The 25,837-nt window shown below is 63.8% G+C and carries 21 protein-coding genes; 9 read left to right on the top strand and 12 right to left on the bottom strand.

Annotated features, from left to right (window positions below):
- Positions 1-52 precede the first annotated feature (52 nt).
- Together IPQ13_02815 and IPQ13_02810 are read right to left on the bottom strand one after the other, a co-directional pair.
- A complete protein-coding gene (locus IPQ13_02815; protein ID MBL0209836.1) occupies positions 53-1,342 on the bottom strand; it encodes a HAMP domain-containing protein in 1,290 nt (429 codons plus the stop codon).
- A gap of 61 nt (positions 1,343-1,403) precedes the next feature.
- Positions 1,404-2,081, bottom strand: a complete 678-nt coding sequence (locus IPQ13_02810) for a response regulator (GenBank protein MBL0209835.1) — start codon at positions 2,079-2,081, stop codon at positions 1,404-1,406.
- Between the two features lie 146 nt (positions 2,082-2,227).
- On the opposite strand from IPQ13_02810, the gene IPQ13_02805 reads away from it, so the two are divergent.
- Entirely contained in the window at positions 2,228-3,025 is a 798-nt protein-coding gene (locus tag IPQ13_02805; GenBank protein MBL0209834.1) for a hypothetical protein, read from the top strand.
- A gap of 65 nt (positions 3,026-3,090) precedes the next feature.
- Here IPQ13_02805 and IPQ13_02800 read toward each other — a convergent pair whose 3' ends face one another.
- Complete coding sequence (locus tag IPQ13_02800) at positions 3,091-3,861, bottom strand: hypothetical protein (protein MBL0209833.1); 771 nt, start codon at positions 3,859-3,861, stop codon at positions 3,091-3,093.
- Positions 3,862-3,868: 7 nt separating this feature from the next.
- Positions 3,869-4,309 carry an FHA domain-containing protein gene (locus tag IPQ13_02795; protein ID MBL0209832.1) on the bottom strand — a complete coding sequence of 147 codons (441 nt, stop codon included), beginning with the start codon at positions 4,307-4,309 and terminating at the stop codon, positions 3,869-3,871.
- Between the two features lie 17 nt (positions 4,310-4,326).
- On the opposite strand from IPQ13_02795, the gene IPQ13_02790 reads away from it, so the two are divergent.
- The gene (locus tag IPQ13_02790; GenBank protein MBL0209831.1) at positions 4,327-5,532 is read left to right on the top strand and encodes an acetyl-CoA C-acyltransferase; all 1,206 of its coding nucleotides are present in this window, start codon (positions 4,327-4,329) and stop codon (positions 5,530-5,532) included.
- A 7-nt stretch (positions 5,533-5,539) separates the two neighbouring features.
- Here IPQ13_02790 and IPQ13_02785 read toward each other — a convergent pair whose 3' ends face one another.
- The gene (locus IPQ13_02785; GenBank protein ID MBL0209830.1) at positions 5,540-6,385 is read right to left on the bottom strand and encodes a GNAT family N-acetyltransferase; all 846 of its coding nucleotides are present in this window, start codon (positions 6,383-6,385) and stop codon (positions 5,540-5,542) included.
- A 126-nt stretch (positions 6,386-6,511) separates the two neighbouring features.
- Positions 6,512-7,849 (bottom strand): hypothetical protein, encoded by a 1,338-nt coding sequence (locus IPQ13_02780; protein ID MBL0209829.1) that lies wholly within the window; start codon positions 7,847-7,849, stop codon positions 6,512-6,514.
- Between the two features lie 245 nt (positions 7,850-8,094).
- On the opposite strand from IPQ13_02780, the gene IPQ13_02775 reads away from it, so the two are divergent.
- The 3 genes from IPQ13_02775 to IPQ13_02765 all read left to right on the top strand — a co-directional run bounded on the left by IPQ13_02775 (position 8,095) and on the right by IPQ13_02765 (position 13,257).
- The gene (locus tag IPQ13_02775; protein MBL0209828.1) at positions 8,095-9,276 is read left to right on the top strand and encodes an SCP2 sterol-binding domain-containing protein; all 1,182 of its coding nucleotides are present in this window, start codon (positions 8,095-8,097) and stop codon (positions 9,274-9,276) included.
- Between the two features lie 472 nt (positions 9,277-9,748).
- Entirely contained in the window at positions 9,749-10,462 is a 714-nt protein-coding gene (locus tag IPQ13_02770) for a hypothetical protein (protein MBL0209827.1), read from the top strand.
- Positions 10,463-10,569: 107 nt separating this feature from the next.
- Entirely contained in the window at positions 10,570-13,257 is a 2,688-nt protein-coding gene (locus tag IPQ13_02765) for a PAS domain S-box protein (protein MBL0209826.1), read from the top strand.
- Positions 13,258-13,266: 9 nt separating this feature from the next.
- Here IPQ13_02765 and IPQ13_02760 read toward each other — a convergent pair whose 3' ends face one another.
- From IPQ13_02760 to IPQ13_02750, 3 genes are all read right to left on the bottom strand, one after another.
- On the bottom strand, positions 13,267-15,420 hold the full coding sequence (locus tag IPQ13_02760; GenBank protein MBL0209825.1) for a hypothetical protein: 2,154 nt from the start codon (positions 15,418-15,420) through the stop codon (positions 13,267-13,269).
- 101 nt (positions 15,421-15,521) lie between these two features.
- Positions 15,522-18,413, bottom strand: coding sequence for an insulinase family protein (locus tag IPQ13_02755; GenBank protein MBL0209824.1), 2,892 nt, complete (start codon positions 18,411-18,413; stop codon positions 15,522-15,524).
- Positions 18,414-18,494: 81 nt separating this feature from the next.
- On the bottom strand, positions 18,495-19,508 hold the full coding sequence (locus IPQ13_02750) for a bifunctional methionine sulfoxide reductase B/A protein (protein MBL0209823.1): 1,014 nt from the start codon (positions 19,506-19,508) through the stop codon (positions 18,495-18,497).
- 292 nt (positions 19,509-19,800) lie between these two features.
- Here IPQ13_02750 and IPQ13_02745 point away from each other — a divergent pair, with 292 nt between their 5' ends.
- The 4 genes from IPQ13_02745 to IPQ13_02730 are packed head-to-tail and all read left to right on the top strand — an operon-like array spanning position 19,801 to position 24,011.
- Positions 19,801-20,280, top strand: a complete 480-nt coding sequence (locus tag IPQ13_02745) for a (2Fe-2S)-binding protein (protein MBL0209822.1) — start codon at positions 19,801-19,803, stop codon at positions 20,278-20,280.
- A 1-nt stretch (position 20,281) separates the two neighbouring features.
- Positions 20,282-22,447, top strand: coding sequence for a xanthine dehydrogenase family protein molybdopterin-binding subunit (locus IPQ13_02740; GenBank protein ID MBL0209821.1), 2,166 nt, complete (start codon positions 20,282-20,284; stop codon positions 22,445-22,447).
- The gene (locus IPQ13_02735) at positions 22,444-23,430 is read left to right on the top strand and encodes an XdhC family protein (protein MBL0209820.1); all 987 of its coding nucleotides are present in this window, start codon (positions 22,444-22,446) and stop codon (positions 23,428-23,430) included. The genes IPQ13_02740 and IPQ13_02735 overlap by 4 nt, the downstream gene beginning before the upstream one ends.
- Positions 23,427-24,011 carry a nucleotidyltransferase family protein gene (locus IPQ13_02730; protein MBL0209819.1) on the top strand — a complete coding sequence of 195 codons (585 nt, stop codon included), beginning with the start codon at positions 23,427-23,429 and terminating at the stop codon, positions 24,009-24,011. The genes IPQ13_02735 and IPQ13_02730 overlap by 4 nt, the downstream gene beginning before the upstream one ends.
- Before the next feature lie 13 nt (positions 24,012-24,024).
- Here IPQ13_02730 and IPQ13_02725 read toward each other — a convergent pair whose 3' ends face one another.
- The 3 genes from IPQ13_02725 to IPQ13_02715 form a co-directional block, all read right to left on the bottom strand.
- Positions 24,025-24,699 carry a DUF2306 domain-containing protein gene (locus IPQ13_02725; protein ID MBL0209818.1) on the bottom strand — a complete coding sequence of 225 codons (675 nt, stop codon included), beginning with the start codon at positions 24,697-24,699 and terminating at the stop codon, positions 24,025-24,027.
- Between the two features lie 59 nt (positions 24,700-24,758).
- Entirely contained in the window at positions 24,759-25,049 is a 291-nt protein-coding gene (locus tag IPQ13_02720) for a hypothetical protein (GenBank protein ID MBL0209817.1), read from the bottom strand.
- Positions 25,050-25,437: 388 nt separating this feature from the next.
- The gene (locus IPQ13_02715; GenBank protein MBL0209816.1) at positions 25,438-25,836 is read right to left on the bottom strand and encodes a helix-turn-helix transcriptional regulator; all 399 of its coding nucleotides are present in this window, start codon (positions 25,834-25,836) and stop codon (positions 25,438-25,440) included.
- Between the last annotated feature and the right edge of the window lies 1 nt (position 25,837).

Below are 25,837 nucleotides of genomic sequence, written 5' to 3'. Positions count from 1 at the left end.
CAAGACTAGGTTTCCAACCTGACGGGCTCTCGATCCCAACCTGACGAGTTGATCAGGTTGAGGGCAATGTGATTTTTGTCCGGGAACCGATCCCTTCCTGGCTCTCGATCTCGAACGTTCCGCCGTGCATCCGCACGATGCCTTGCACAATGGCCAGACCCAGTCCAGCTCCGCCTTTCTGCTGGTCCCGGGATGGATCCTGGCGCAGAAACCGCTGGCCCAACCGCGTGAGAAGGCTCGCGGATATGCCCTCGCCTTGATCTTGCACTTCCAAAATCCGTTTGCCCGGTTCGACGAAGGTCCGCAGGACCACGTGGCTTCCCGGCTTCGAGTGCCTGATCGCATTCGCCAGCAGGTTGTGCAGCGCCCGGCGGAGCAGCGTGGGATCCCCGGCCATCTCCCTATCGCCGGCGATCTCGATCCCGATGCTGACTTGGCATTCCTCCGCGATGGATTCGAAGGGTGCCGCGGCGCTCTGGAGGAGGGCTTCCACGTCCAGGCTGGCTCTTTGGATCTGGGTGGCGGGGTCCTCGGTCCGGGCCAGGAACAGCATCTGCTCGATCACCGCGGCCATGTGGTCCAGGGTTTCCATCATCCCCGAAAGCGATTCATCCATTTCCGGGGGATTGCCGCGCCGCGAGAGAAGTCCCTCGATCTCCAGCCGGAGGGAATGGACTGGCGTCCTCAGGTCGTGGGCCATGTCGCTGTTCATCTCGCCCAGGCGGGTGAAGGCGGTTTCAAGCCTGCCAAGCGTTCCATTCAAGGCAAGGGCGATGGGCTCCAGTTCGCTCGGGAATTCGGCCGGATCGAGCCGGACCTGGAGGTTTTGCGGTTTGATGCTTCCGGTGCGCTCCGCCAATTGTTTCAAGGGGGCTAGGGAATGCCGCATGAACCAATAGCCGATGAGCGCCGCCAGGACGGGGATGACGCCCAGGACCCTGTACAAAGAAGTCCTGAACTTCCGCAGCAATTCATCCTCTGTGTCGTGGTTGCGGGCGATCTGGACCCATCCTCCGGAATACTGGACCGATAGCAGCGTCAGGCTGTGTTCCAGGTCCTTCCGTCCTTCCTGGAATGTCCACGGGCGCTCTGGAATCGGGTACACGGCCAACGGCACCGACTGGTCCATGCCTTTCGATTCTAGGCGGACTTTCTTTTCTGCATCCGCCACACGGACCTGGAGATGTTCGCCAACGTCCAGAACCTCCTTGTTCAATGGAAGATGGTCCTCGTCCAACCGGTGCGCAATCACCTTGGCGGTGGTTTCCAATTCCCTGACCACGGTGACCGTGATCGCGTGGCGGAAGGAAGAATAGAGGTAGATGCCGGTTGCGGCAGCCATGAGGGAAATCCCAAGGCCGGCCGAAACAGTGAGGCGCAGCAGGATGGACCGCCTGGCATGCTCAAACACAGGGGACTTCGAGGATATAGCCCACGCCGCGCTGGGTGCGGATTAGCTTGTCTGGGAATGGATCATCGACCTTCCGGCGGAGGCGCCGGACCGCCGCGTCCACGAGGTTCGGATCCCCGTCGAAAGCCATGTCCCACAGTTCTTCCGCGATGCGAGTGCGGGTGACGGTGTGCCCGGCGTTTCGCGCCAGGATCTCCAGCAGGGCGTATTCCTGGGCGCTGAGGACCAGGGCCGTTCCAGCGCGGAAAATCTTCCGCTGCGAAGGCATCACCGTCAGGTCCCCGATGACCCAGTTCCGCGGCGCAGCTTCGGATCCGCGGCCGAGCAGGTTGTGGACGCGCAGGAGCAATTCAGAAAAGGCGAAGGGTTTGACGAGGTAGTCGCCGCCGCCCAATTCAAGGCCCCGGATGCGGTCGGGGAGAGCGTCCCGGGCAGTCAGGAAAATCACCGGCGTCAGGATTCCGGCGGCCCGAAGTTCCGTCAGCACGGTGAACCCGTCCATTTTCGGCAGCATGACATCCAGCACCAGGCAATCGAACTCGCCGGTCGCCGCCAGGGACAGGCCCAATTCGCCATCAAGAGCCAATTCCACGCCGAAGCCATGCTCGCCGAAGCTCCGTTCCAGAGCCTTGGCGGCCCTGGGATCATCCTCCACAATCAGCAGTCTCATGGCTCACGCTTCATGATCCAAAGACTAACATTCCGGCGCCGCGCTCCTGCTGCACAATAGTCCTATGCCCACCCACCACCGGATTCCCAACGCTCTAGAGCGTCGAACTCGAGCTTCTGGATTCAGCCTAGCTTCGGGAGCCGGACATGGCGGATGAAAAGAAGGCCACGCTGGAAAGGCTGAGGCTCTATCTGGAGCAGCAGAACTACCCACGGCTGCAGATGAGCATGATGGTCATGGGTACGGCCCTGGCGGGCATGCTGGCCTCCTGGGCCATGCTGCATCTCGGGATCCTCCACATGGGTTGGCGCTATGGTTGCTCCGTGGCCTGCGCCTACCTCGCGTTCCTGGGCCTGCTGCGCATCTGGCTGCATTTCGAGGGGCGCCGCATCCAGGTGGACATGGGAATCGTGGAGATCGAGGATGTGGTGGACCTGGTGGATGAAGCCAGCGACATCGAACTGCCTTCATTCCGCGGGGGCGGCGCATCGGCATCCTCTTTCCAATCCTCGCCCCAGGCGCCGATGCTGTTGCCGAAGGCCATGCCCGCGCAGCCGGTGGTTTCCGGGGGCGGCGGAGGGGGCGGATCCTTTGATTTCAGCCTGGACGGCGATGAGGCGGTGGTGGTGATCCTCGTGGTCGCGGCCCTGGCCGCGGCCCTGCTGGCGGCCTTCTGGATCATCTACCAGGCGCCGACGATCCTCGCTGATGTGGCGCTCGACGGCGCTCTCAGCGCTGGCCTGTACAAGCGGCTGAAGCATGTGGAGGAGGGCGGGAACTGGGTGTTTTCGGCCTTCAAGCGCACGGCGCTGCCATTCGTGGTGGTCGGGATCCTGTTCGCCGTGGCAGGCCACTACATGCAGGCCTATGCGCCGGAAGCCCGCAGCGTCGGCGGCGTGTGGCAGCACTATCTGGGGCGGCATGAGGCCGGTCCGGCCGAATGATCCTGCGATGGGCGGAGCAACCTGCCTAGGACAATGTCTGCTGCGCGCTGTCCCTTAGGAACGGGTCAGCTTTTCCCGATGGCCAGAACATTCGCGGCCCACTCGATCCAGTGGTCCGCGGCTGCCGCCTGCCCGAGCCTGAGGGCGGCCAGGGTTTCCTGCGTGGGTTCGGAAAGCGAGAGGATGGGCACGTCCGGTAGGCCGTAGGCGGCCGCGCAGACCATGACCCGCGCGGCGTTTCCCAGGGTCACGACCTTGAGCTTGCCCATGGAGCGCGTATGGGCCTCGAAGATCAAGGTCTGCAGGCGGTCCAGATTCCAGGGCCGCGTGATGCGGCTGAAATCGACGATCTCGCCTTTGGGTGAAAAGCCCGCGTAGGTCATGGCCAGCCCATGGGTGCGGGGCGGCTTGTCATCCCAGAATCCGCCCCGTCCCATGGCAAACTCCTCGTCCTTCTTGTGCAGCAGTCCCGCCGCGCGGAGCGCCTGCCAGATGAGGTAATTGCCGCCTTCGTCGTCTTTCCAAAAAGGGATGGGTTGGCCTAGAGCCCGCTGGTCCGCGAAGCCGCCCACCAGCAGAATGAGGATGGCGGCCTTCTCCGGGAACAAGGTGGGGACCTCCAGAGGCGTGAAGTTCCGGCGTTCCTTGGCGGCTCCGCCGCTGTGCGCGTGCCGGCGCTCCACTGCCGGCGTTCCGGCGTGGGCGGTCTCCAGCATCGATCCTTCCTCGGTGCGCCGCACATAGACCCGGCCTTCCTCGAGGCGGGCCAGGATTTCCTGGACGCTGAATTTCGCAGTTTCGTGGGGGGATTTCCGGGGCTGGTCGACGGGCTCCATGGCGGCCTCACTTCCCCATCAGCTTGGAGGCTTTCCGGGCCAGCTTCCTGAGCGGATTCGAAAGGGATTCCATGCGGGTCGTGGCGGCATTGGCGTCCGTGGGGCCGGTATCGTGGGGATCGTGGACTTCCACGTAGGCCTTTCCCCGGAGTTGGTTCAGCACCACCAGGTAGCCGCCCACCAGGAAACGGCAGGGCCGGTCGCTGGGCAGGACCGTGGGTTCGCCCGCCAGGAGCTTCCCGACGCCCTGGTAGACCGTGGTGTTGGTGGATCCGAGATCCTGCGCCCACCATTCCCCGCCTTCGAATTTCAGAAGCAGGTGGGATCGCGAGACCCTCCCGCTGTTCAGTTTGACGGGAGTCAGGTTGTTGCCGAGATTCGTCACGGCGGGATCCCTCCCGATGAGGAAGGAGGAGGAGGCGGGGGTGAGATCGAAGCGGCGCATCATGAATTGGAGGAAGATGGATGGATTCTACCCCAGGAGGAACAGCCATGGACATCCTGCTGCTGCCGGGCAAGCGAACGCCCTTCGCGGAGTACAACGGGCTGCTGCGCCACCAGCGCGCCCAGGACCTCGGCGCCCACGCGGGGAAAGCCGCGCTGCAGGCGGCTTCGGTGGATCCCGGGCACATCGGCCATGTGGTGTTCGGCATGGTGCTGCACACCACCGCCGATGCGCTGTACGCGGCCCGACATGTGGGCCTGAATTCCGGCGTGCCCCAGGAAGTGCCAGCCCTGTTGGTGAACCGCTTGTGCGGTTCGGGATTCGAGGCGGTGGCCGATGCCGCGCGGATGCTCCAGGCGGGCGACGCCAAGGCGGTCCTCGCGGGCGGCATGGAGGCCATGAGCCAGGCGCCCTTCGTGCTGCGGGGCGATCTGCGCTCGGGGCTGAAACTCGGTGCCGGAAAGCTCGAAGACAGCCTGATGCAGGGGCTCTACGACACCCAATGCGGGCTCTACATGGCCCAGACCGCCGAGAACATCGCGAAGGACCGCGCCATCACGCGGGAAGCCCAGGATGCCTTCGCCGCCACGAGCCAGGCCCGGGCCGAGGCCGCGTGGAATTCAGGGATCTATGCGGAAGAGATCGCGCCGATGGAAGTTCCGCAGGGCCGTAAGACCATCGTGGTGGACCGCGATGACCACATGCGTCCCGGCACGACCGCCGAATCCCTGTCGAAGCTGCCGGCGGCCTTCGGCAAGGATGGAACCGTCACAGGCGGCAATGCTTCGGGCATCGTGGATGGCGCCGCTGCGATGGTGGTGACCACTGGCGACGAAGCCGCGAAGCGCGGCTGGACTCCCATCGCCCGGGTGGTGGCTTCGAGCGCAGTCGGCGTGGAACCCGCGCGCATGGGCCTGGGCCCGGTGCCCGCAATCCGGGCCGTCTTGGACAAAGCCGGCCTGAGGCTCGCCGACATGGATTTCGTCGAAGTGAACGAAGCCTTCGCCGCCCAATGCCTGGCCGTGATGCACGATCTCGAATTGGATCCCGCGAAGACCAACGTCGACGGCGGGGCCATCGCGCTGGGGCACCCGCTGGCCGCGAGCGGATCAAGGCTGCTGCTGCACCTCGCCTACCGTTTGCGCTCCACCGGCAAGCGCTATGGGCTGGCTTCCGCCTGCATCGGCGGCGGCATGGGCATGGCGGTGGTCATCGAGCGCTGCTGAATGGCAGCTACAAAAACGAGATGGCCATCTCCACCTGGTTCATGGCGTCCGCCTGGAAGCCGAGGCGCTCGAAGAATCCTGTTCCCATGGGCTCAGGGATCAGGGGCGGGAAATGGATGGTGCGGCCAGGGTGCATGGCGGCCAAGGCCCCGATGAGTTTCGTGGCGTAACCCTGCCGCCGATGGCCAGGCCTCACGTAAAGCCCCCGGAGCACCAGCATGGCTGCGGACGATCCATAGATGAGCGCCCAGGCCTTGCCGTCCAGGCTCGCCACCCGCGCCGGGGCCCCCAGCACTGCCAAGGTTTCAGGTTCCAACTGCCAGGGCAGGTCCATCGCTTCGGCGGATACGACGTGATTCCACACAGGCGTATCGTGCAATTCCAATGGAGCTGAGGCCGCCCTCGGAGAGCTCAAGGTGCGGCCCGACAGCCGCCGCAGGATCCGGAATCCCTCGCCTTCATAGAGTTTCCGGGCGGCATTGTTGTCTTCGAAAACTTCCAACCGCATCTCCCGGTCGCCACCGCCGTGGCGGACCCTGGCATCGGCCAGGATCGCGCGGGCGAGCATCCGCCCGACTCCCTGCTGCCGGGATTCCTTGATGACGCCCATGGCCGCCAAGCGGCTCCGGCACCCTCGCCTGGCGATGAAGGCGAAACCCGACGGCTCACCATCCACCAGTGCGACTTTGCAGGAATGGAGATCCACATCCTCTGTCCAGATGCGGTGGCTCAGGCTTTCTTGAGTCAGGTTCACCGGGAACAGATAGTCCTCGAAGCCGCGGTTGAATAGCGCCGTCAAGGCATCCAGGCTGAAGCCGGAGGCGCTGAGAACGTCGATCGGCGGGCTGGGCATCGGCCTCCTTGGAGGGACCACAAAGAACTTCGAACCACAAAGCAAATATAAAAAGTAAAAAGCAGACCACAAAGGCACAAAGACACAAAGAAGACTTTGTGTCTTTGTGCCTTTGTGGTCCAGGAGTTACTTGCCGTAGCGTTTCTGGTAGTAGCTTTCGATCCTGGCCCGATCCTCCTTCGACAGGCCCTGCAGCCACTTGTGGTCGTCCATGGCCTTCACGTCGTTGGTGACGCCTGGCAACAGCTCTTCGGCGTGCGGCAGGAATTCGGTGTAGAAATTCTTGGCCACTTCATAGAAGCCGTGCCACTGCGTGTAGTCGGGGCCCATCATGGCCGCGCCCATGCGCGCCCGCCGGCCTTCGTGATGCCACAGTTCGTAGTAGATCCATTCGATCTTCTCGTCGAAAGGCGTGGGCGTGAGCTTCCCTGCATCGCGCAGCTTCTTCATGATGGCCTTGGCGGGAATCGCGAATTTATCGTTGTACAGGTTCACGGCCGCATCGTACTGCGCGTAATGGCCCTGGACCCAGTTGGAGCCGTGGCAATTGGCGCAGACCTTCTGCATGTCCGTGCGGCGGGCCTCTGAATTCTCCAGTTTTTGTGAGACTTCGGGGCGCAGGGTCCAGCTGATGCGGGCGCCGACATCGTGGGTGAGCGGTAGTTCCGGAGTAGCGCTCATGTGACAGGTGGCGCAGGTGGGAGCGGCGCTGTAGTCCTTGCCCAGCACCCAGCTCTTGGAGTCCAGGTTCATCTCGCCGATCTTGGCCCTATACGCGATGCCGTGCTTGCTTTCGTTGTAGATCTCGGCCTGCGGATGGTCCGGGCCGAGATGGCACTTGCCGCAGTTCTCAGGCTGGCGCGCCACCGAAGTGGAAAAAGCGTGGCGGCTGTGGCAGGCGGAGCAACTGCCCCGCGAACCGTCAGGATTGATGCGGCCGATGCCGGTGTTGGGCCAGGTCGCCGCGTCCAGTTTCCCGGGCGCCACCACTTTCACCACACCGCCGTGGCACTGTTTGCAGCCGGCGTTCGCAGCGGGGATGCCCTCGGTCACTTCACCCAGGACGTTGTCCAGGGAGCCGAGGATCTGGCCCGCCTTGGCATGATGGCTGGCTTCGAATTCCTTGCTCTCCTTGGCGTGGCAGCGGCCGCAGTCCCTGGGTGAGACCAGCACCGTGATGGAAAATCCGTTGTGCTCGAAAGCGGTCAGTGAACCCTTGTCCGCCTGGTGGCACTCGAAACATCCCACACCGGCCGTGGCGTGGCGGCTGCCGGCCCACTGCTTGGTGGCGGCAGGAGTGGCCTCCTGCTGGTGGCAGTCCAGGCAGGCGAGGGTTTCCTTTGAAAGGGGAATTTTTTTCGCAGGTGGTTTGGAGGCAGCCACCGCTTTTCCTTTCGCTGGTGTCTTCTGTGCCGCGGCGGCGGGGAGAGCCGCGGAATGGAGTGCGACTGCAAGGGCCACCATCGCAAACACGGAGGTTAGGAAGGGAAGTCTGAAGGGTTGCCTCATGGGGCCTCCTGGGTGAGGAATAAATTGCAAATTATATTTTGGACCCATTGGTCTCATTTATCAACCGGGCAAGTCCATGGTCCTTCGAAAACCACCTGACTTTTGGTAAGCCGTTGCATTGGGATCCACTGTGGCGCCATTCTCAACACTTGATCCGGGGGCTCGCCATGGCGCTTACAGTGGACGGAATCTTTTCTTCCATGCCTGAACTGTTTCTGCCTGACAAGGCCGTGGGCGTGAATGCTTCGGTGGCCTACAGGGTCACGGGAGAAGGGGGCGGAGATTACACCTGCGTGATCGCGGACGGGGCCTTCAGCCTGCTCAGGGAATACAAGGCTGATGCCTCCTCCACGGTGCAGATCGCGGCGGAGGATTGGATTGCGTTGAACGAAGGGAAGCTTGATGCCATGCAGGCCTTCATGAGCGGCAAGCTCAAGGGCGCCGGTGACTTGATGCTGCTGCAGAAATTTCCGAAATTTTTCAAAAAGCCGGAAGCGAAAAAGGGACCGCAGACGCCGTTGAAGGAGCTGGCCGAAGCCCGGCTCAAGCTGGCGGGCCAACCCATCTCCCTGGCCGTAGGCGCGGAGGTTTTTGGCGAAGGTGATGAATTGAAGGGCGAGGAATCCGCGGTGCGCGGATTGCTCACCGGCCTCCAGGACCCGGGTCCCGCCCTGCTTTCCGGCCAGATCCAGTTCAGCGGCGACATGACCAGGCTGCGGGCCGCTTGGAAAACCTGGTCCAAGAATCCTGAAATCCAATTTCCCGCCACCCCCGGCGGCAAGGCCCTGGCGACGCTATCGAGGCGCTACAAGGGCGGAGCCAGCGGCACGCTCGAATTGAAGGTGGACGGCGCTCCCTACACCCTGAGCTTCACGCCGGACAACCTGTCCGTGCGCCCGGGCGAATGCGATGGCGTCCACACGGTCAGCCTCACGGACGGGGACTTCGCCGCGCTCAATGTGGGGAAACTCAATCTGGTGGGGGCGCTGCTCAGCGGCCAGGCCTCCTTCAAGGGCGACTTCACGCAGGTGGCCGCCTACACCGGACTGTTCGACGCGGCGGTGAATCCGGCGCAGGCCATTCTGGAATCCATGCCTGAACGGTTCGACAAGGAGAAGGCCGGGGACCTGGAAGCGGTGGTGGGCTACAAGCTCGATGATGTGGAATACACCCTGCTCATCCACGACGGCCGCTGCGTGGTGGTGCCCCGCCTCCTGAGTCCAGCTGACACCACGCTGACTGCGAAGCCCGACGATTTCACCGCCATGAGCACAGGCCAGCTCAACGCCCAGGAAGCCTTCATGAGCGGGAAGATCAAGATCGATGGGGATCCCCTGCTCATGCAGAAAGTCGCCAAGAGTTTCAAGCGGGTCAGCCTCTGAAGCAATGGATGCGAGGACCCGCGCGTTTCCGAAAACTTCGCGAAGGCGCCGGGACGATGGCCGGTGTGGAACCCGGCAGTCATTGCCTGGGGGCTTTTCCGCAGCCCTTGTGGGAATCTCCGCGTTTACCCCGTCGAAGTTTTTTGTTCACAGGGTCTTTACGGATTGCTGCATTTTTTGTGCAGTGGATTCCGTCCGCGGCGCGCCGCACTGAAGCCAACCTGCAAGTCGTTTGAATTCAGGCTCCGGTAATCCCGGTCATGAATTCCAAGCCGCAGATCCAACACCACCGCCCGATCCCGTCCTTTCGCCAACCTAACAAAGGATTTCGTCGCGGGGGGCGAGACCGTGCTTGTCCTCGGCGCCGCATCGCGTAAAGAGGTTCGTCCGTCCACAGAGATTCAGCGAAGGGAACTATTCAACTCTGTAATCGGGGTTTCCAGGGCAGGCGAAGCAGGCGAAGCTGAAGCAGGTGAACAGGACAACTTTGAGCGCGCGCATTCCCCCCCTCCCGGATTCCTGGCCCTACCAGACTCGCAAGGGACTGGGTCCCTGGACGCGGATGGAAAACCAGAACCTGGGAGATCTCGGGGCGGATTGGATCCGAGTCGGGCCTCCAGATTTGGATCTTTCGGGGGCGCCCAGCCGCCTCGGCGAAGCCTTCGGTCGGGGCGGCGTCCACCGACGGGGGCAGGTGGTGTTGCGGCCCTACCGGCGGGGCGGGGCCATAAGGCAGGTGAACGAACGGACCTATTTCACCAGCGGACGCTTCCAGAAGGAGGCCGACATCCATCGGGCGCTCTGGGAGAACGGCTTTCCCACGGTGGAACCGATGGGCTTTGCGTTCCGTCCCCATTATTGGGGGGTGGAAGGCATCTATTTCACGCGCCACGTGGATGCATCGCCCTGGGCGCGCGACTTTGGACGGACGGGCGAATTGTTGCCGCAACTGGCCGCGTTGCTCGGTTCGCTTTCTGCCTGGGGCCTGCACGCGCCGGATCTCAATGCGACGAACTTCATCATCGACGGAGCCGGGTCCCTCCTGGCCCTGGATTGGGACCGGGCCGACTGGTCCAAGCCGGGCAAGGCGCTTCGCGAGGCGTACCTCAGCCGCCTGGATCGGAGCCTGCATCGGCTGGACGCGCCGGCTGAAATCCGCGAAAGCATCCAGAAACTGGCCTGGTGATCCAATGGAACGGGATATCCCGGTCATTCCATAACGGTTCCTAACCGTCCTGGGGGTCGTTAAGCTAGGACTCAATGACACCCCGCTGGCGAACGCTTGTATTCCAGATGCTATTGATCGCGGCGGTCTATCCGCTGGCCGCGAAGTGTTCCTATCTGATGACGTTCCCGGACAGCCGCGACACTGCGCTCTGGCTGCCCAAGGGCATCGCCTTGGCTGCGCTGCTCATCGGGGGGGTGAAGCTTTGGCCGGGCGTGTTCATCGGCGCGTTGGCCACGGTGATGCTGAACACCAAGTCGCCAGGCTGGGTGGATCTCGGCATCGCCATGGCGAACACCATTGAAATCTGGCTGGGCTATTGGCTGATGGTGAGGGCCGGCTTCGATCTGGGCATGAACCGCTTGAGGGACGTGGTGGTGCTGGTGGTTTTCGGCGGGCTGGTTTCCACCACGGTGGGGGCCACCCTGGGAGCGACCATTTTCGCGCTGGGAGGCATGCTTCCCTGGGGCGCATTCCTGCCTTTCTTCGGCCGCTGGTGGCTGGGGGAAGCCACCAGCGGCCTGCTGATGACGCCGCTGCTGCTGATGGCCGTGAAGCCCTGGCCCAGGTCCAAACGGGCGGAGATCGCTGAATTCGCGGCCATGCTGGCCTTGCTCGGCGTCGTTTCGTATTACGGGGTTGGATTCGGCTCCCAACACTACCGGCTGCCCTTCCTGGTCTACCCCGTGGTGATCTGGGCCTGCCTGCGCTTCGGCCAACGCGGATCGATCTTCGCCGTGGCCCTGGTGGCGGCCTTCGCCATCCCTGCCACCATCAGCGGACTCGGTCCCCTGGTGGCGGGGGCGGGAAATCCATCCATGGTCCTGCTCAGGGCCTTCCTGACGGTGCTGGCGATCACCTCCATGGCGCTGAGCGCGCTGCTTTCCGAACGGAATATCGCCGAAGCCACAGCTGGCGAATCCGAAGGCCGGTTCCGCATGGTGACGGAAACCTTGGCGGTGCCCATGGTGATCATCGGCTATCCCGAGCCGGAGATCCTCTATATCAACGGCCCCATGGAGGAGTTCGTGGGCCTCAAGCGGGAAGCGGTCATCGGGCTCCAGTCCCCGACTTTCTATGAGCATCCCGAGGACCGGGATACGTTCGTGGAGCGCATCTTCAGAGATGGCCGGGTGGACCGGATGGAGCTGGAAATGAAGACCTCCAGCGGCCCGAGGCTGGTGGAGGTCACCTCCAGAGTCATCAAGTTCGATGGCAAGACCGCCTTCCTGACGGCCTTCTACGACCTGACCGAGAGGAAGAAGGCGGAACAGGCGGTGCAGGACAGCGAGAGCCGCTTCAGGGCCATGAGCGAAGGCACCACGGATGGCGTGCTGATGAACGAGAACGGAATCATCATCGACGCCAACCATTCCCTCGCGCGGATGTGGGGGGGGACCGCCGAGGAGATGATCGGCCTTTCCGCGCTTAGCCTCGCGGTGGAGCAGGACCGCGGAAAGATCGCGGAAATGGTGCGATCGGGCAGCACCACGCCTTACGAAATCTCTGGATTGCGCAAGGACGGCAGCAGTTTCCCGGCGGAGATCACCGGCAGCTCCGTGATGTACAAGGGCCGCCTCGTGCGGATCGCCTCCATCCGGGACCTCACGGAACGGAAGCAGTCCGAGGAAGCCCTCCGCGAGAGCGAAGAACGCTATGCGCTGGTATCCCAGGGTTCCAACGAAGGGATCTGGGACACGAACCTCCAAACAGGCGAAGCCTACTTTTCCGACCGCATGAAGGAACTGCTGGGCCTGGCCCCTGGAGTCGATCCTCCCAACGTCCGCGAATGGGGCCAATGGGCCCATCCTGACGACCAGGAAAGCATCGGCCGGGCCATCTATGAGCACATCAAATACCGGCGGCCCTACGACATCGAGTTCCGATTCCGGATGCCCAGCGGCGAATACCGGTGGTTCCGCTCCCGCGGCCAGGCCATCTGGAATGCGGAAGGCCGGGCCACGCGCATGGCCGGTTCCATGAACGACATCACCCCCCGCAAGATGGCGGAAAAGGAACTGCTGACCGCCAAGGAGGCCGCGGAAGCAGCGTCGCGCGCCAAAAGCGAGTTCCTGGCGGTGATGAGCCACGAAATCCGGACGCCCATGAACGCGATCATCGGCATGAACTACCTGCTCCAGCAGACGGGCCTGGATGAAGACCAGGCTGACTTGGCCGAGACCGTGGGCACCTCCGCCCAGGGCCTGATGGCCTTGATCAACGACATTCTCGATATCTCCAAGATCGAAGCGGGCCAGATGGAACTGGAAGAGCTGCCCTTCGACGCGCGCAAGGTCGGCGAAGAGGTCCGGAGCCTTTTCACCTCCCAGGCCGCGCAGAAGGGGCTGGCTTTTTCCGTGGATATCGATGGCACCCTGCCGCCCCTCCTGGTGGGCGATCCCCAGCGGCTGCGCCAGGTCCTCGTGAACCTGGTCGGGAACGCGCTGAAATTCACGGAACGCGGAGCTGTGAGGCTGCACATGGGTTTCAACCCGGCGGCCCGCCGCCTGGAAGCGGTGGTGGAGGATACGGGCATCGGGATCCACCGGGAAAAACTCGGGAAATTGTTCGACAAATTCACCCAGGTGGATACATCCATCACCCGGCGTTTCGGCGGATCAGGCCTGGGCCTGGCCATCTCGAAGAATCTTGTGGAACTCATGGGCGGCACCATCCAGGTCGAGAGCGCCTACCTCGAGGGTTCGGTCTTCAAAATGTCCATTCCCTGGCGTTTCCCGGCCGAGGGCCAAGGGTAGGATTCCGCATCACTTCCCGTGGGGCTTCCGCAGCGTCAGCTCCTGGTACTTCGCCCGCAACGGCCTGGCTGCGTTGGGTTGGCCCTGGGCCTGCAAAACGTCTTCCAGGAAGGAAAGCCAGACATCCAGCTCATTGGCCGAGCGTGGATCCAGATCCGGAATGGCGGGGTGGATGGGGCGCGCCTGGTCCACCAGGGCGTCCCAACGGTCCTGGGCGAAGGTCTGCAAGGTCTTCCAATCCCCCCGGTTCCTGAGCTGCCTGGCGATGAGCTGCTCGGCTTCAAAACGGAGCCGGGGCCACGGCTCCAGGGTTGCAGCCAAGGCCGCGGCCTTGGGCTTGAGGGCGGCCAACTCCGACCAGGCCAGCCAGGCCTTCCAGGCGCCCAGGTCCGAGGGCCAGTGGCGAAGCGATTCCTCAAGCCTGGGGAGCACCCGCTGCGCGGACGAGCGCCAGGCTTCGCCCGAGGGGGACCAGGCGCCTTGCGGCGTGACGGGCAACAGGGCCGCTTCGGCATCCAAGCGGAAATTAGCTTCCAGCCTCGGTTGAGGCAGCCGGTTGCGCAGCAGTTGGAACCGTTCGATACGGGCCTCCCTCTGTTCCGGGTGCCGGGACAGGAAACCGGTGAGCTCCTCCAACCTGGGGACGCCGAGGCTGCGCAGGCGCCCCTGGATGTAGGCCGGATCGGGCGCGCCGGTGCCGCTGGCCTTGAGACTGCTGCCCTGGAACAGGAACCAGCGGGGTTTCGCATCGAGGCCGAAGTCCTCCCGCACCCGTTTCAATTGGTCTTTGGAAAGGGACTTCCACTGAAGATCCCCGGGGCCCCAGGCGTCCAGTTCGGAAGATTCGCGCAGGGCTCTCCAGCCCTTTGCCAGCCCCGCGTCATTTTGGGCATCCAGGGCCAAATAGGGAGCGGAAAATGGTTCCTGCGGCTCCGGCAGGGGAGGATCTTCAAGGGGCTCGGCCCGCAGGGCCTTGTCCCAGCTTTCCGGCAGCCACTCTGGATCCAGGCGGCGGAGGAAGGCATGGAGATTCGATTTCGCCCACTCCTTGCCCCACAAGCGGTGCAGCTCTTCGATCCAGACCAATCCGTCCCTTTCGGCCCTCAGGCCCGCCAGGGCCTCCAGGCCCGGCAGGCCCCAATCCTGGATCCGCTGCATGCGCTCCCGGCGCCAGGCTTCTTCCGATCCGATGGTCCCCGGAACTGGTGAGTGCAGTTGGTTGCGGCAATAGGCGAGAAGCATCCGCAGATCACCCCGCGCCTTCAACAGCGGCACGGCCGCGCGCAGGCCCGCGGGGGGCGGCCAGGGATCCCCTTCGGGCACCGCGAACAGGGAGGGCGTGAACTCGCTGGTTTCCACCGGAAGGCGTCTGGCCACCTGAGACCAGGCGGACCACAGGGCCCCGCTCTGGGGAGTACGGTGCAATTCCTGGACGAGCTCCCCGAGCAGGGGCCGGAGCGCATCCTTCATGGCCTGGGAGGGCGTCTCGGGAGCCAGGGCCAAGGCGCCGGACAATCCTGGCCAGCGTTCATAGCCTTTCTGGCGGCGCAGGCCTTCGAGGGCCTTGATCCATTCCTTTTCGGATTTTTCCTTCAGGGCGAGCAGCAGCGGATCCGGGAGCGGTGTCTCCCAAACCCACCATGGCAGCGGCTTTTGGGCATCCGCCTGGAGCAGCGTGTCGATGAAATGCATCAAATGGCCCGCATCCTGAAGCGCATCACCCCAGGCCTCGCCGGAGGCATTCTGGCTTTTCACGAAGTCGGCGAACCGCTCTCCCCGGCTCTTCCAGGCGCTCTTGAAAATGGGGCCTTCCAGGGCTGCACCCGAGGGCGCGCCGGAGCCCGTCGCCGCCAGGTTGCCCTCGGGGGAAATCAGCGCCCAATCGAGGCTTTGGGGCCATTCCTTCTGGGTCCAGATGGCGCCTGTTTCTTTGGCGGAATAGGGATTCAAGCCCAGCTCGCCGGAAGAGAGCAGCCTCAACAGCGGATCGGTCCGCAGCGTGTCCGCGCTCACCGGAACCCGCGCCAGAAGGCGCCATCGGGGCCAGGGATATTGCTCCTCGCGGTGCATTTCCAACATCCGCTCCCAGGCCCCCGGCAAATCCCGGGGGTCCGGCGGCAGGGATTGGACGAGGGCAGGCACCGCCAGCAGGAAGGGCAGCAATGAAACTCCCGGGGGACATCCAATATTGCCCTGGATTCCACGGAGGTTCCGCGGAAGGAATCAGGCTCCCGGCTGTGGACTCCCGGCTTCAGGCCCCGTCTCTACTTGAACGTCGCTTCCAGGGCCGCTTTGGAGATGTTTTTCGGATCCACATCCAGCTTGAATCTGGAAATGGCCAGGTCCTCGTCCTTCAATTGCGGCTTGGGCGCGGTGTAGGCGGGAATCGGCGAGGCATCCGCCAGCAGGTCCTTCGTGAATTGGTCCGCGTCCTTGGTCACCACGGCGATATCCAGGTTGGAGGTGCGCAGGTACTTCCTGATGGCGCGGTTCACATCCTCGCGGGAAAGAGCCTTCAGCTTGGCTTTGAAGGTGTCGGCGTAGGGGCCCACGCCCAGGTAGGCATCGTCCATGTCGTGCCCCAGTTTTTTCGAGCCCGTATCGTTCAGATGGTCCAGGAACTTCACGAGCATGGTGCGGGTCGAATTGAAATCATGCTCGGACATGCCGTTGGCGATGAGCTTCTGCACCTCGAAGAGCGCGGCCTTGAGGGCGAAGGCGCCATTCTTCGGCTCCACCGGGCGGATCCAGACCTGCCAGATGTTGAAAGCCCGTGCCACGCCGGGGCTGGGCTGGAATTGGCGGCCACCGTTGGGGAAGGCTTCCAGATACGTGTAGTCGCCGTAGTTGAGGCCGCGCTCTTCGCGCAGCCGCTGGTAGAGCACGCCGGTGCTGTTGCGGTGCTGGCCCAGGTAGGCCGTGGCCACCCAGAGCGCTGCGAAATCAGGATGCTTCCGGTTCACCCGCGCATCCACCGGCCGGCCTTCCGCATCCCGCTCGCGCAGGGGAATGCCGATGGAGATGGCGGTCGACCGCGTCTCCTTGGTGACGATGTGCATATGCGAGCCATCGCTGAGGTGTTCGGCTTCGCTGACCCTCACCTTGGGCGCATCGGTGCCGGGAAGCTTGTCCAGGCCGCGCAGCACGACCGCTTTGTCTTCGGCGGAATAGGAGCCCGCAAGGCCGATGGAAAGGCGCTTCTTCGTGTAGTAGGCATTCGCGAAGGCTTTCACATCGGCCAGCGAGATGGCCTGGATGCCGCTCGCGGTGCCCAGCACGGGATGGGCATAGGGTTCGGCGAACATGCGCGATTCCAGCGCCAGCTTGCCGAGTTCCTCGTCGTTGCTGGCCTTGAGTCCTACGTTGAGGGCGTTGAGCTGCTGGGACTTGAGGCGCTGGAAATCCTCCTCCTTGAAGCCGGCTTCGAGCATCTGTTCCATGGCCAGGTCCAGGGCTTCGCCGGCCTTGATCCTGGGCGCCGTGAGGCTGAAGGACGTGCGTTCCTTGTCCACCAGGGCGCCTAGGCCCGATCCCGTGGCGGCATAGGCTTTTTCCAACTCTGAAAGCCCGCGGTTCTTGGTGCTGGCGTCGGCCACCATGCTGGCGGCGAGTTGGGCCAGGCCCTCCTTTCCGGCGGGATCGTGGATGGAGCCCGCGCGGAAGGCCATGCGCAAGGTGACCAGCGGCGATGCGGCATTGGGCTGCTCCAGGACGGGCAGGTTTGGAAGTTCAGCAAGCTTGGCGGCGCGGGCCTCCACGCCCTCGAAGGCTTGGTCCAGGTTGGCGGGGAAGCCGCCATGGGCAAGCGTCGTTATGACGCGGCGGTTGTCCAGGAAGGTGGCTTGCGCGATGCGCGCGAGGTCGCTGGTGGTGACGGAATCCCGGAGGACTGCGAGCTTGTTCACGGCTTCGGGATCCCGGCCGTAGGAGGTCAGCCGCGCGATGAGGCCGGCGATGGAATCGGTGGAATCGAGCCTCCGCGCGAAGGCAAGGCGGGCCTCGTTCTTGGCGTCCTGGAGTTTGGCGCTGGAGAAGGGCAGGGCCCGGGCCGAGGCGCAGGTGTCGAGGATGAGATCGCGCACATAGGCCAGGTCCTCGGCCTTTTTCACGCGGGCGCCGATGGTGAAGAGCCCCGGATCCTTGGCCCCGCCGCCGAAGGCGAAGAACTGGTCGACTTTCTGTTCCCGCACCACCAGGCGCTGGTACAGCTCCGAACGGGACCCGAACAGCAGTTCCGAAGCCAGCGACAGCGCCTCCGAGCTGTTGTCTGCCGTGCTGAATTTCGCGGGCGTGTGGAAGCCCACGGTCATGTACGGCAGGGTGGGGCTCGTCCAGGGCAGGCGCACATCCACGGGCTTGGCCGGGGCCGGTTCGGCGGGAACGGCGGGCGGTTTCGCCGTGCCCCGCTTCCAGCCACTGAAGTATTTCTCCACCATCGGGAAGGCCGTTTCAGGCCTCACATCGCCGGTGAGGATCACGGTCACGTTTCCGGGGCGGTACCAGCGGTCGAAGAACTGCTTCGAGTAGGCGAACTGGTTGGGCATGTCCTCGATGTCCTTGAGGAAGCCCATGGTCGTGTGCTTGTAGGTGTGGGTGGTGAAGGCCGCGTCGCGCTGGACTTCCAGCAGCTTCTGGATGGGGTTGGAGGAATTCTTGTTGTATTCGCCGAGCACCGCGCGGCTCTCGGTCTTGAAGCCTTCCTCGCTGTAGGAAAGATTCTGGAAGCGGTCCCCTTCCCGCTTGATCCAGCCTTCAAGATCATCTTTCGAGCAGAGCGTGTGGTAGTTCGTCAGGTCGTCCGAGGTGAACGCATTCTGCGACGCGCCGGTCTCCTTCAGGGCTTGATTCCACAGCTCCGGGGGAACGGTCCTGGTGCCGCGGAACATCATGTGTTCGAAGAAGTGCGCGAAACCGGATTTGCCGGGCTCCACTTCGTTCCGCGAGCCGGTGCTCACGGGGATCTGGAGGCTCACCAGATTTGGGAGTCCCGTTGGAATAACGACGATTTTCAGTCCATTAGGCAGAGTCTTCTGGTGGATTGGAAAGGGAAATGCTTTGGCGGTCTGGCCCGCCTGGCCGCTTTTGAGGGGTTTGGGAGATTCCGGCGCCGCTGCGAGGATCAAGCAGGGAATGAGGGGAAGCAGGGCTTTGCGCATGGAAGCTCCGTAGAAAAGCATACGGAAAAGCTAACACACAATCGGATCCAGACCAGCCGGGAGCCTATGCCCAGGGACCTTTCAGTTCCTGATGTAGTGGCAGGTGTAGCCGCCGGGGTGCTTCTGCAGGTAGTCCTGGTGGTTCTCTTCGGCCGGGTAGAACATCGAGGCGGGAGCGATCTCCGTGACCACCTTGCGAGGCCATTTCCCGCTGGCATCCGCTTCGGCCTTCACTTTTTCGGCCACTAGCCGTTGGGTTTCGCCATGGAAGAAGATCGCCGAGCGGTACTGGCTGCCCGTGTCGTTGCCCTGGCGGTTCAGCGTGGTGGGATCGTGGATCCGGAAGAAGAACCGCAGGATGGCTTCGTAGCTCGTCTTGGCCGGATCGAAATGGATTTCGATGGCTTCGGCGTGGCCCGATTTGCTGTCGTGGGTGTCTTCGTACCTGGGATTCGGCAAGTGGCCGCCGGTGTAGCCCACCCGCGTGGTGGTGACGCCCGGCTGCTTGCGGATCAGCTCCTGCATGCCCCAGAAGCAGCCGCCCGCCAGGGTCGCGACATTCGACGCAACAGGCGCTTCGGCATTTTTGGGCGCAGTTTTTCCGAAGACCGGCAGGTAGCTTCCGAAGCCTTCTTTTTCGAGATCTTCCACCGGGATGAATTTCAACGACGCCGAATTGATGCAGTAGCGCAGGTGGGTGGGGCCCGGGCCGTCGTCAAACACATGGCCCAGATGCGAATCGCTATTCCTGGACCTCACTTCGGTGCGGGCCATACCGAAGGATGAATCTGTTTTCTCCACGACCTTCTTTTCTTCCAACGGCTTGGAGAAGCTGGGCCAGCCGCAGCCTGAATCGAATTTGTCCTTGGAGGAGAACAGGGGCTCGCCGCTGACCACATCCACGTAAAGGCCCTCGCGGTGGTTGTCCCAGTATTCGTTGCGGAAGGCCGGCTCGGTGCCCGCCTCCTGGGTGACTTTGTATTGCATGGGCGTGAGCCGCTGCTTGAGTTCCGCCTGGCCGGGTTTTTTGGAATCGCTCACGTTGGCTTTCTCCATGGATTGCAGGACCGTCGAGGTCTTGGTGGCCGTCTGCATCGGCAGGAAGGCGATGCCGGCCCCCGCGAGCAGGGTAAGGATCGCCGCAATACCCCATTTCATCATCATCACGGTAGCCGCTCCTTCTCACCAACTCTGATGCCAGAACCTGGGGGAGCGTTCCGGGGAAAAAGTCGAGGAGTCGAGGAGTCAAGAAAGTCGAGAAGTCGAGAAGTCGAGAAGTCAAGAAGTCGAGAAGTTGAACCTCCGGCCCCCAGCCCATGGCCCACCGTCTCCATTGATCGGCGCTGCGACTGAGCTTAGAGTGTGAACAAAGTCCCCTGAGGTGCCCATGACCCGCTTTGAATTTTCCGTCAACGGATTCTCCAAGGCCGTGGAAGCGGATCCGGACATGCCGTTGCTGTGGGTGCTGAGGGATGTGCTCGGCCTCACCGGCACCAAGTTCGGGTGCGGAGCGGGCCTCTGCGGCGCCTGCACGCTGCATCTGGATGGCGAAGCGGTCCGCGCCTGCCAGACCCCGATCAAGGCGGTGGCCGGAAAAGCCGTGACGACCATCGAGGGCCTCTCGAAGGACGGCTCCCACCCGGTGCAGAAAGCCTGGATCGAAGAGGACGTCGCCCAATGCGGCTACTGCCAGCCCGGCCAGATCATGCAGGCCGCCTGGCTGCTGTCCAGGCATCCCCATCCCACCGATGCGGACATCAATGAAGGCATGGACGGCAACCTATGCCGCTGCGGCACCTACAACCGCATCCGCTGCGCCATCAAGCGCGCCGCGGGGGATGAGTGCGCAGCCGGAAAGGAGGCCTGAGATGTCCACCCGCCGCGACTTCGTCAAGACCACCTGCCTTTCGCTCGCCTTCACGCTGCCCATGGAACCCAAGCTGCGCTTCGGCATGGCCGCTCCGGCGGAGCCCGACAGCGCCTTGGCGCCCAGCGCTTTCCTGCGGATCGACCGGAATGGCGCCATCACCATCTGGGCCAACAAGTCCGAGATGGGGCAGGGCATCCGCACGAGCATGGCCATGGCCGTGGCCGAGGAACTCGGGGCGGATTGGTCCAGGGTCAAGGTGCAGCAGGCCAGCAGCGCCGCGAAGTTCGGGGACCTGGGCATCACCGGCGGCAGCCAGAGCACCCGGGGGACCTTCAAGCCCTACCGCATCGTGGGCGCCACGGCGCGGGAGATGCTCATCAGCGCCGCCGCGAACCGCTGGAAGGTGAACCGGGCCGCCTGCCGGGCGGAGATGGGCTTCATCCTCCACGGCAAGAAGCGGATCGCCTTCGGCGACCTGGTGAAGGCCGCTTCCAAGCTGGAGCCTCCCAAGGATCCGCCCCTGAGGGATCCCAAGGATTTCCACATCGTCGGCACGGATGTCAAACGCGTGGATGGCCCGGACATCGTCACGGGCCGGGCCCAGTTCGGCTCGGACCTCAAGCTGCCGGGAATGCTCTACGCCTCCGTGGAACGCTGCCCCGTCTTCGGCGGGAAGCTGAAATCCATGGATGACTCGGCCGCCAAAGCCGTGCCCGGCGTCAAGCGCATCCTTGCCATCTCAAGCGGCGTGGCCGTGCTCGCGGACAGCACCTGGGCAGCGCTGAGGGGGCGCGAGGCGCTGAAGCTGCAATGGGACGAAGGGGCCCATGCAACCGCCTCCACGGCGGAAATCCGGAAGGATTTTGAAGCCCGGTTGAAGGCGCCGGGAAAGGTGGTCCGGAAGGAAGGGGAGGGCCTCGCGGCCATGGGCGGGGACGCAGTCCATGCCCGCTACGACTGTCCTTTCTTGGCCCACGCGACCATGGAGCCCATGGTGGGGGTGGCGGATGTGAGGCCGGACCGCTGCGACATCTATGCGCCCTCCCAGGGCCCCGGCTGGTCCATGGCCGCCATCCAGCAGCTCACGGGCCTGAAGGCCGAGCAGATCGAAGTCCACATCCCCTTGCTGGGAGGCGGATTCGGGCGCAGGGCCATGCCGGATTTCATTCTCGAAGCGGTGGAATGCTCCAAGGCCGCGGGCGCGCCGGTGAAGGTGCAGTACTCGCGGGAGGACGACACCCAGCACGACTACTACCGCCCCGGCTCGCTGCACGACCTGTCCGCGAGCCTGGATGAGAAAGGCCGTGCCCTTGCCTGGCACCACCGTTTCACTGGGCCCTCCATCGCCGCATCGCTGAAGATGCCCTGGCCACCCGAAGCCGCGGAACTGTCCGGCGCCGCGGACCTGGCTTACGAAATTCCAAACCTGCAGGTGGAGTGGGCCCAAAGCGACACGCCGATCCCCGTGGGTTTCTGGCGGGCGGTGCCGGCTTCCTTCAATCCCTTCGTCACCGAATCCTTCCTGGATGAACTGGCCCACAAGGCCGGCAAGAATCCCCTCGCTTTCCGCCTGGGGCTCCTCAAGCAGGATGGAAAACGGAAGGTCGGCAAGGATGAGCTGGATGCTTCGCGGCTGCGCCAGGTGATCGAGCTGGCCGCCGCCAAGGCCGGGTGGAAGGCCTGGCACCTGGCCAAGCATCCCAAGGGCCGCGGCATGGGCATCGCCGCCCACGCCTACCTCGATTGCGGCACCTACGTGGCCGAAGTGGCGGAGGTGGAAGTGAAACCCGATGGCGCCGTCAAGGTCCACCGCGTGGTCTGCGCCGTGGATTGCGGCCTGGCCGTCAACCCGCTCAACATCCGCGCCCAGATGGAGAGCGGCATCATCTACGGCCTTTCCGCGGCGCTCCACGGCGAGATCACCCTGGAGAAGGGCCGCGTGGCGCAGGGCAATTTCAACGACTACCCGGTGCTGCGCCTGGCGGACACCCCCAAGATCGAAGTCCACATCGTGAAGAGCGATCTGCCCCCCGGCGGTGTCGGCGAACCCGGCCTGCCGCCCATCGCACCCGCCGTGGCCAATGCGATCTTCGCCGCCACCGGCAAGCGCATCCGCAGCCTGCCGATGACACCCGGCAAGATTCTAAAAGCAGGCAGAGCGTGAGCGGTCTGCGCCCGATCCTGGATGCCATCCATTCCGCCGAAGGCCCCTTCCTGCTGGCGACCTTGGTGCGCGTGGAGGGCTCCAGCTACCGGCAGCCCGGCGCCCGGCTGCTGATGGATGCGAATGGCCCGGTGCATGGCTCCCTCAGCGGCGGCTGCCTGGAAGCCGATGTGTTCGCGCGGGGGCAGGAATGTTTCAGGACCGGCAAGCCGCTGCTGCTCCGCTATGACCTGCGCAATGATCTGGATCTCATCTGGGGCACCGGGTCCGGCTGCGAGGGCGTGGCCGAGATCCTGGTGGAGCGGATCGAGGCGGCGGATTGGATAAGCCAGGTGGAAGCCGCGCTGCTGGAGCGACGCTCCACCCGCATGGCCGTGCGGCTGGAGGAATCCCGGCTGGGGGAGCGGATCCTGTTGGCGGACGGAGAGCAGCCCCAGGAGGCAGATCTCTTCGTCGAGGAATTCAACCCGCCCATCGCCCTTTGGATTTTCGGCGCCGGGGAGGATGCGAGGCCCTTGTCCACCATGGCTAAATCCCTGGGGTTTTTCGTGGGGATCGTGGACCATCGCCCCGCCTTCGCCCGAGCCCAGCGTTTCCCCGGGGCCGATGCGGTGAAGTGCCTGAGGCCTTCCATGGGCCTGGCGGAGGTTCCGTTGGATGCCCGCAGCGCCGCGATCCTGCTGACCCATCATTTCGACATGGACAGCGGCTGGCTGAAGCTCTTGATGCCCAGCGCCGCCGGATACGTGGGACTCATGGGCCACCGCCGCCGGGGCCAGCGCCTCCTCTCGGAGCTTGAAACGGCGCCGACATCCGCACAGGCCGCGCGGTTCTACTCGCCCGTGGGCCTGGATCTCGGCAGCGAATCGCCCGAATCCATCGCGCTCGCCATCCTCGCGGAAATCCAGGCGGTGTCCAGCGGCAGGCAGGCTGGCCATCTGCGGGATGCCAAGGGCGCGATCCACGCGCTCAGCGCCCCGTGAGCGTGGCCGGGATCCTGCTCGCGGCCGGAGCTTCGCGGCGCATGGGCCAGTTGAAACAACTCATGGCGCTCGATGGCGAAACGCTCGTCCATCGCGCCGCTAGAATCGCGTTGCAGGCCGGCTGCGACCCCCTGCTCGTTGTGCTGGGGCACCAGGCGGAAGCGGTAGGAGCGGCTCTTTCGGGCCTACCCTGCACCAAGGTCGTCAACAAGGAGTGGGAGGAGGGCATGGCCTCCTCCATCCGGGCGGGCGCCGCCGCGGTGCCTCAGGCGTCCATCGCGGCCCTGGTCATGGCCTGCGACCAGCCCGCCGTGGATGCGGACTTCCTGAGAAGCCTCATGGAGGCGCGCAGCTTAGAACCCGGTCGCATCGCCGCGGCATCCTACGCGGGGGCTGCGGGCATTCCCGCGCTTTTCCCGCGCCGCTGCTTCGAATCACTGAAGGGCCTCACCGGCGACCGCGGCGCGCGCGCCTTGCTTGATGAGGCCGATGTTCTGAGCCTGCCTCTGCTGGGGGGCGAGATGGACATCGACACGATCGTTGATTACGAAGCGATGCGGCGCAGGATGGAGCAATCCTGATGCCCAGCCTCGGTCACACCGGCGCTTTTTGTGGCCCAGCGGCCTTTTTTCCCGCTTTGTTCGACGCGGCCAAGGCCTGCCACGCGATCAGGTAGGAGGGGAGAAAACACGCTACGGCGTTGGTGCTCCAGACCACAGTGATGAGGCCGAACACGCCCATGGCCTGGACTGCGGGGATGGAGAGAATGACGCGGTTGACCACGAAGGCCATGGCGAACGGATAGCCGCGCATCATCCACTCTTTGTGCTGCTGGATCTTGCCCGCGCGCACGCAGTAGAGGGCCGTGGCGGTGGTTAGGACCCAGCCCCCGGCCTGTACCAGCGAAGCCATGAACAGGGATGGTATCGGCAGCTTGAGGGCAACAACGACCGCCACCGGAGCGCCGATGGCCACGCTGGCGACGTAGATGCGCCCCAGCACGCGATGCACTTGCAGTTGCCGCTGGCGCAGGCGGCTGGAAAACTGGAAGACGCCCAGCACCAGCGCTAGCGCCGCGGGAATGCCGTGCGCGAACATCAGGAATGGGACCGGCGCATAGCGCAGGCGCAGGAACGAAGCGGGATCAAGCAGGGACCGCTCGCGCGTCAACAGCACGAATAGGGCCATCAACACGAACACCACCCACATCACATGCTTGGCTTGGATAGGACTTTTCTGGGCTGCGGTTGCCACAGGTTGATCCGGCATGGAATTCCTCCTGGTCGAATTGGTTGTTTGCACAAAAAAGGGGTTGGATTTCCGTCGGCTCAGGAAAGGCTGGACAGCCCTTTCTTCAGATCCTCGGCGTTCATCACGGGCGTGAGCGTCACCTCGGCGTCGAGGCCGCTGAAAAAGCGCTCGGCGATGCGGGGGATGTCCTCGGAGCGCTTCAGGTCGAAGACGAAGAGCGCCGTGCGCTTGCCGTCCATGGGGAAGAAGTAGGCGCACTCCGGGTTGAGGTCAGCCATGGCGGATTGCATGATCTTGGGGAGGCTGCCGTCCTGGATGGCGCGGTTGCCGGCGCCGACCGGCATCTTGACCGTGAGCATGGTCCGCATGGGATCACCTTTCGGAAAGGAAAAAGGGGTTGGGGAAGAATGGGCGTGATGGGTACCCCAATGATCGCCACTCATGAAGATGAGTCAACGTCGCAAAAAAATATTTTTGCCTGAATTTTACAAGCTGTAGTCCACTTTCCAGTTTCATGGACGCGGCCAGAGGTTTCGTCGCCAGGCCGCTGGAATTCCATTCGTAGCGTCTGCGCAGTTCCTGGGGCAGGAGCTGAAGGAATGGCCCGCGGCCGGGGCTTGAACGACTGCGACCTAGTATTTCTTTGTCCCCGTAAATCCCCGTTTGTCCCCGGCTTTAACAGCTTTTTTTGGCCGGGAAAAACGGGGATTTACGGGGATAAAAAACCAAATCCCAAACACCGGCGGTATCACCGGCTCAGGCGCCCTTCGGCATTTCCGCATGCTTCGCCTTGTGCCGGCTCCGGGCCTTTTCCACCTCGGGCAGGTGCTCCTCGGCCCACTGGCAGAGCGCGGAGAGCGGCGCCCTCAGCGTTTCGCCCAGGGGCGTCAACTCGTACTCGGTGCGCGGCGGGACTTCGGGGTAGACCGTGCGTTTCACCAGGCCGTCGTCTTCGAGCTGGCGCAGCGTCTGGGTGAGCATCTTCTGGCTGATGCCTTCGATGCGCTTGTGAAGCTCCCCGTAGCGCTGCTTGCCATTGGAGAGCAGGTAGATGACCAGGGTCGTCCATTTGTCGGCGATGAGATCCAGGACCCGGCGGGTGGGGCAGGCGCCGCTGAGGACATTCGGGTGGAGCGCGCAAGCTTTTCTAACCATT

Source organism: Holophagaceae bacterium, from assembly GCA_016720465.1.
Taxonomy (GTDB): Bacteria; Acidobacteriota; Holophagae; order Holophagales; family Holophagaceae; genus JANXPB01.
The sequence above is the reverse complement of the archived record's forward strand: the minus strand, read 5'-3'. Positions and strand labels throughout refer to the sequence as shown.